Origin of the sequence: Nocardioides sp. (genome assembly GCF_034670285.1) — a bacterium.
GTDB lineage: Bacteria > Actinomycetota > Actinomycetes > Propionibacteriales > Nocardioidaceae > Nocardioides.
In genome coordinates this window covers 1-5,596 of sequence record NZ_JAXMNS010000260.1, presented here as the reverse complement: position 1 = coordinate 5,596, position 5,596 = coordinate 1, and the positions used below count along the sequence as shown (strand labels likewise).

Sequence of the window (5,596 nt, the reverse complement as noted above, 5' to 3'; positions counted from 1 at the left end):
CTCGGGGTCGCTCGGGGTCGGATCCCGGGGTCGGACTCAGCGATCTCCCCGATGCGCGGAGGTGCGCTGCCGCACGAGGCTGGAGCCATGATCACCATCGACCACCTCAGCCGTTCCTACGGCTCGTTCACCGCTGTCGACGACGTGTCGTTCACCGCCGAGCCGGGTCGCGTGACCGGCTTCCTCGGACCCAACGGCGCCGGCAAGTCGACCACCATGCGCATCCTGGTCGGGCTCACCCCCGCCGGGGCCGGCTCCGCCACCGTCTGCGAACGACGCTTCGTCGACCTCCCCAACCCCGGCCGTCAGGTCGGCGTGCTGCTCGACGCCTCCGCCCAGCACGCCGGCCGCAGCGGGCGTGAGATCCTCACGATCGCCCAACGCACCCTCGGGCTCGGTGCCGACCGGGTCGACACGATGCTCGACCGGGTCAGCCTCACCGCCGAGGAGTCCGAGCGACGCGTCAGCAACTACTCCCTTGGAATGCGCCAGCGCCTCGGCATCGCCGTCGCCCTGATCGGCGACCCCGAGGTGCTGATCCTCGACGAGCCGGCCAACGGCCTCGACCCCGCTGGCATCCGTTGGATGCGCGACCTGCTGCGTGACTACGCCAACCGCGGCGGCACCGTGCTGCTCTCCTCGCACCTGCTGCACGAGATCGAGGTCGTCGCCGACGACCTCGTGGTGATCGGCAACGGCCGGATCGTCGCGCAGGGCACCAAGGCCGAGCTGCTCGCCGGAGCCGGGACCCTCGTGCGGACGCCGGACGTCCGGCCGCTCGCGCGCGCCCTGGTCGAGGCCGAGATCGAGTTCGCCCACGTCGACGGCGGCTTGCGGGTCGAGATCGAGGCCGAGGTCGTGGGCCGCGTCGCGCTCGCCGCCGGCGTACCCCTCACCGAGCTGCGCGGGGCGGACGGCGCCGGGCTCGAGGAGATGTTCCTCCAGCTCACCGCCGAGACCCAGCGCGAGCACACCACCAGCCTCACGGACGGAGCCGCAGCATGACCGTCACCAGCACCCCGACAAGTACCCCTGCCAGCACCCCGGTCAGCACCCAGCCCACGACCGCGCGGACGACGTCGTACGACCCGATCCCCTTCTCGCGCCTGGTCTCGGTCGAGCTACGCAAGATGTTCGACACGCGCTCCGGGTTCTGGCTGCTCGCCTCCGTCGGCATCCTCGCCACGCTGGCGACGGTCGCCGTGATCCTGTGGGCACCCGAGGACGCCCTGACCTACGACACCTTCGCCGCGGCCTTCGGGCTCCCGATGACGGTGATCCTGCCGGTGATCGCGCTGCTCTCGGTCACCAGCGAGTGGAGCCAGCGCACCGGCCTGGCGACGTTCACCTTCGTGCCCCGCCGCGGGCGGGTGATCGCGGCGAAGGCCGTCGGCGCCTTCGTGATCGGTGTCGTCGCCATCGTGGTGGCAGCGGCGATTGGGGCGATCGGCAATGTCGTCGGGTCGACGATCGCCGGGGTCGACACCGTGTGGGACCTCGGGCTCCTGCAGCTGCTGATGATCGCCCTGGGCACCGTGCTCAACATGTTCATCGGCTTCATGCTCGGGCTGGTGCTGCGCAGCTCGCCGGCCGCACTCGTGGCCTACTTCGCCTACCAGTTCGTGTTGTCGTCGCTCACCATGCTGCTCGCGAGCACCCAGCAGTGGTTCGCCGACATCCAGCCCTGGGTCGACTTCAACTACAGCCAGGGCCAGCTCTTCGACATCGTCCCGAGCGTGGAGCAGTGGGCCCACCTGGCGGTGTCTGGGGCGTTCTGGCTGGCGCTCCCCCTCCTGCTCGGGCTGCGGCTCGTGCTGCGCAGCGAGGTGAAGTAGCGACTCCCGCCCCGCCGGCGTCGTACGACGACAAAACTCCCGCTTCTGTCACGAAACTTCATGACAGAAGCGGGAGTTTCACCACTTCAGCGGAGAATCTGCCCCGCGGTCGACCGCGGGGCGATCAGCGGGCGGACGAACCCTCGACGTAGTCGGTGTCGTGGCTCTTGACCCACGCCATGAGCTTGCGCAGCTCACGGCCGGTGGTCTCGATCGGGTGCGCCTCACCGGTCTTGCGGAACTCGGTGAACTCGGGCGAGCCGTTCTCCATGTCGGTGATGAAGCGCTCGGCGAAGGCACCGTTCTTGATGTCCTCGAGCACGGCCTCCATGTTCTTCTTCACGTCGGGCGTGATGACGCGAGGGCCGGAGACGTAGTCACCGAACTCGGCGGTGTCGGAGACCGACCAGCGCTGCTTGGCGATGCCGCCCTCGTACATGAGGTCGACGATCAGCTTGAGCTCGTGGAGGCACTCGAAGTAGGCGACCTCGGGCTGGTAGCCGGCCTCGGTGAGGACCTCGAAGCCGTACATGACCAGCTGCGAGGCGCCGCCGCACAGCACGGCCTGCTCACCGAAGAGGTCGGTCTCGGTCTCCTCGGTGAAGGTGGTCTTGATGCCGCCGGCACGCAGGCCGCCGATGCCCTTGGCGTAGGACAGCGCGAGCTGCCAGGCCGAGCCGGAGGCGTCCTTCTCGACGGCGACGAGCACGGGCACGCCGCGACCGTCGACGTACTCACGACGCACGAGGTGGCCGGGGCCCTTGGGGGCGACCATGAAGACGTCGACGCCCTCGGGCGGGGTGATGTAGCCGAAGCGGATGTTGAACCCGTGGCCGAAGACCAGGGTGTCGCCCTCGGCGAGCTGCGGGGCGATCTCCTCGGCGTACAGCTTTCGCTGGTGCTGGTCGGGAGCGAGGATGACGATGACGTCGGCCTCCTCCGCGGCCTCGGCCGGCGTCAGGACGCGCAGGCCCTCGGCCTCGGCCTTGGCGCGGCTCTTGGAGCCCGGCTGCAGACCGATGCGGACGTCGACGCCCGAGTCGCGCAGCGAGAGGGCGTGCGCGTGACCCTGGCTGCCGTAGCCGATGACGGCCACGTTCTTGCCCTGGATCAGCGAGAGGTCGGCGTCGTCGTCGTAGAACATCTCAGCCACTGGTGGCTTCTCCTTGTGTGTTGGTGATGCGGGGTTCGGGACGGTCAGGCCGTGATCGGCGGGACCGGGATGGCGACCGGGCGCAGGTTGCGCTCGGAGATGGAGCGGGAGCCGCGACCGATGGCGACCTGGCCGGACTGCACCAGCTCGCGGATGCCGAACGGCGTGAGGACGGCGAGGAAGTCGGCGATCTTGTCCGAGTTGCCGGTGATCTGGATCGTCACGGCGTCGGGAGCGACGTCGATGACCTTGGCGCGGAAGAGCTGGACGGCGTCCAGCACCTGGCTGCGCGTCTCCGCGGTGGCGGCGACCTTGACCATCACCAGCTCGCGGTTGACCGAGCCGGCCGGGTCGAGCTCGACGATCTTGATGACCTCGACGAGCTTGTTGAGCTGCTTGGTGACCTGCTCGAGAGGGGTGCCCTCGACGTCGACCACGATCGTCATCCGCGACACGTCCGCGTGCTCGGTCGGGCCGACGGCCAGGGACTCGATGTTGAAGGCGCGGCGGCTGAAGAGGGCCGCGATGCGGGCCAGGACGCCGGGCTTGTCCTCCACGAGGACGCTCAGGGTGTGCTTGCTCATCAGGTCCGCCTCAGAGGTCGTTCTCGTCGAAGTCCGGCGCGAGGTCGCGCGCGTACTTGATCTCGTCGTTGCTGGTGCCCGCGGCGACCATCGGCCACACCATCGCGTCACGGTGCACGCGGAAGTCGACCACGACAGGCACGTCGTTGATGCCCATGGCCTTCTCGATGGTGGCGTCGACGTCCTCGGGCTTCTCGCAGGCCAGGCCCACGCAGCCGTAGGCGTCGGCGAGCTTGACGAAGTCGGGGATGCGGCGCGCCGGCCCCGTGTGCAGGTCGGTGTTGGAGTAGCGCTCGTTGTAGAACAGCGTCTGCCACTGGCGCACCATGCCGAGCGACTCGTTGTTGATGATCGCGACCTTGATCGGAATGTCGTTGAGCGCGCAGGTGGCGAGCTCCTGGTTGGTCATCTGGAAGCAGCCGTCGCCGTCGACCGCCCACACGGTCGCGTCTGGACGACCGACCTTGGCACCCATCGCTCCCGGCACCGCGAAGCCCATCGTGCCCAGGCCACCGGAGTTGATCCAGGTGCGGGGGTTCTCGTACTTCACGAACTGCGCGGCCCACATCTGGTGCTGGCCCACGCCCGAGGTGTAGATGGTGTCGGGGCCGGCGATCGCGCCGAGGCGCTCGATGACGTACTGCGGGGCGAGGCGGCCGTCGTCGTGGGTCTCGTAGCCGAGCGGGTAGGTCGTCTTGACCCCGCTCAGGAACTCGACCCAGGCCTCGAAGTCGCCGGTGTTCCCGGCGTCCTGCTCGACCTTGAGCGCCGCGACCAGCTCGATGAGAACCTCACGGACGTCACCGACGATCGGCACGTCGGCGTGGCGGTTCTTGCCGATCTCGGCGGGGTCGATGTCGGCGTGGATCACCTTGGCGCCGGGCGCGAAGGAGTCGAGGTTGCCAGTGACCCGGTCGTCGAAGCGGGCGCCGAGGCTGATGATGAGGTCGCTGCGCTGGAGGCCGGCGACGGCGGCGACGGTGCCGTGCATGCCGGGCATGCCGAGGTGCTGCGGGTGGCTGTCGGGGAACGCGCCGCGCGCCATCAGGGTGGTCACGACCGGCATGCCGGTGAGCGCGGCGAGGCGCGCCAGCTCCTCGGACGCCGCGGCGCGGATGACGCCACCGCCGACGTAGAGCACCGGGCGGCGCGACTCCAGGATCAGCCGGGTCGCCTCGCGGATCTGCTTGGCGTGCGGCTTGGTCACCGGCCGGTAGCCGGGCAGGTGCAGCTCGGAGGGCCAGTCGTAGGTGGTCATCGCCTGGAGCGCCGACTTGGCGACGTCCACGAGCACCGGGCCGGGGCGACCGGTCGAGGCGATGTGGAAGGCCTCCGCGACCGTGCGCGGGATGTCGGCGGGGTCGGTGACGAGGAAGTTGTGCTTGGTGATCGGCATTGTGATGCCGCGGATGTCGGCCTCCTGGAAGGCGTCGGTCCCGATCATCGAGGCGCCGACCTGGCCGGTGATGGCCACCATCGGCACGGAGTCCATGTGGGCGTCGGCGATCGGCGTCACCAGGTTGGTCGCACCCGGGCCGGAGGTCGCCATGCAGACGCCCACGCGACCGGTGGCCGAGGCGTAGCCCTGGGCGGCGTGACCGGCGCCCTGCTCGTGGCGTACGAGGATGTGGCGGATGGAGGAGTCCATGAGGGGGTCGTAGGCCGGGAGGATCGCGCCACCGGGGATGCCGAAGATCGTCTCCGTCCCAGCGGCTTCCAGCGACTTGATCAGGCTCTGGGCGCCTGTCATTTCTTCGCTCATGGACTCATTTCCTTTGTCTCTTCGGTGCGGTGGGGCTGTGACTGACTGCTGGTCGAGGACCTGGGCAACAAAAAACCCCCCGGCCGCAAGGCAACGAGGGGTGACGCGCTGGCTGACTGGTCAGCCGGCACGTCGCATGCGTACGAGAAGGTCCTGGGACATGTCTCTACCGTAGCCGCTGCCCCCGCGGGGCAGTAGGAGAGTCTGCCACGGTCCCACATGTTGAGACGAGCGTCCCGTCATGTGGGCGTTCGCGCCATCC

Annotated in this window: 5 protein-coding genes; 2 read left to right on the top strand and 3 right to left on the bottom strand. The window is 69.1% G+C overall.

Annotated elements, in window-relative coordinates:
• Positions 1–1,005: ABC transporter ATP-binding protein (locus tag VOI19_RS13210; protein WP_323793427.1), on the top strand; the 1,005-nt coding region annotated here is incomplete at its 5' end.
• On the top strand, positions 1,002–1,835 hold the full coding sequence (locus tag VOI19_RS13205) for an ABC transporter permease (RefSeq protein ID WP_323793426.1): 834 nt from the start codon (positions 1,002–1,004) through the stop codon (positions 1,833–1,835). The genes VOI19_RS13210 and VOI19_RS13205, both read left to right, overlap by 4 nt.
• Before the next feature lie 124 nt (positions 1,836–1,959).
• Here the strand turns inward: VOI19_RS13205 and ilvC are convergent, their stop codons facing one another.
• Genes ilvC through VOI19_RS13190 form a run of 3 tightly spaced genes read right to left on the bottom strand, consistent with a single transcriptional unit; the run spans position 1,960 to position 5,334 of the window.
• The gene (gene ilvC, locus VOI19_RS13200; RefSeq protein WP_323793425.1) at positions 1,960–2,988 is read right to left on the bottom strand and encodes a ketol-acid reductoisomerase; all 1,029 of its coding nucleotides are present in this window, start codon (positions 2,986–2,988) and stop codon (positions 1,960–1,962) included.
• A 44-nt stretch (positions 2,989–3,032) separates the two neighbouring features.
• Positions 3,033–3,572, bottom strand: a complete 540-nt coding sequence (ilvN, locus tag VOI19_RS13195; RefSeq protein ID WP_323793424.1) for an acetolactate synthase small subunit — start codon at positions 3,570–3,572, stop codon at positions 3,033–3,035.
• Positions 3,573–3,582: 10 nt separating this feature from the next.
• The gene (locus VOI19_RS13190) at positions 3,583–5,334 is read right to left on the bottom strand and encodes an acetolactate synthase large subunit (protein WP_323793423.1); all 1,752 of its coding nucleotides are present in this window, start codon (positions 5,332–5,334) and stop codon (positions 3,583–3,585) included.
• Between the last annotated feature and the right edge of the window lie 262 nt (positions 5,335–5,596).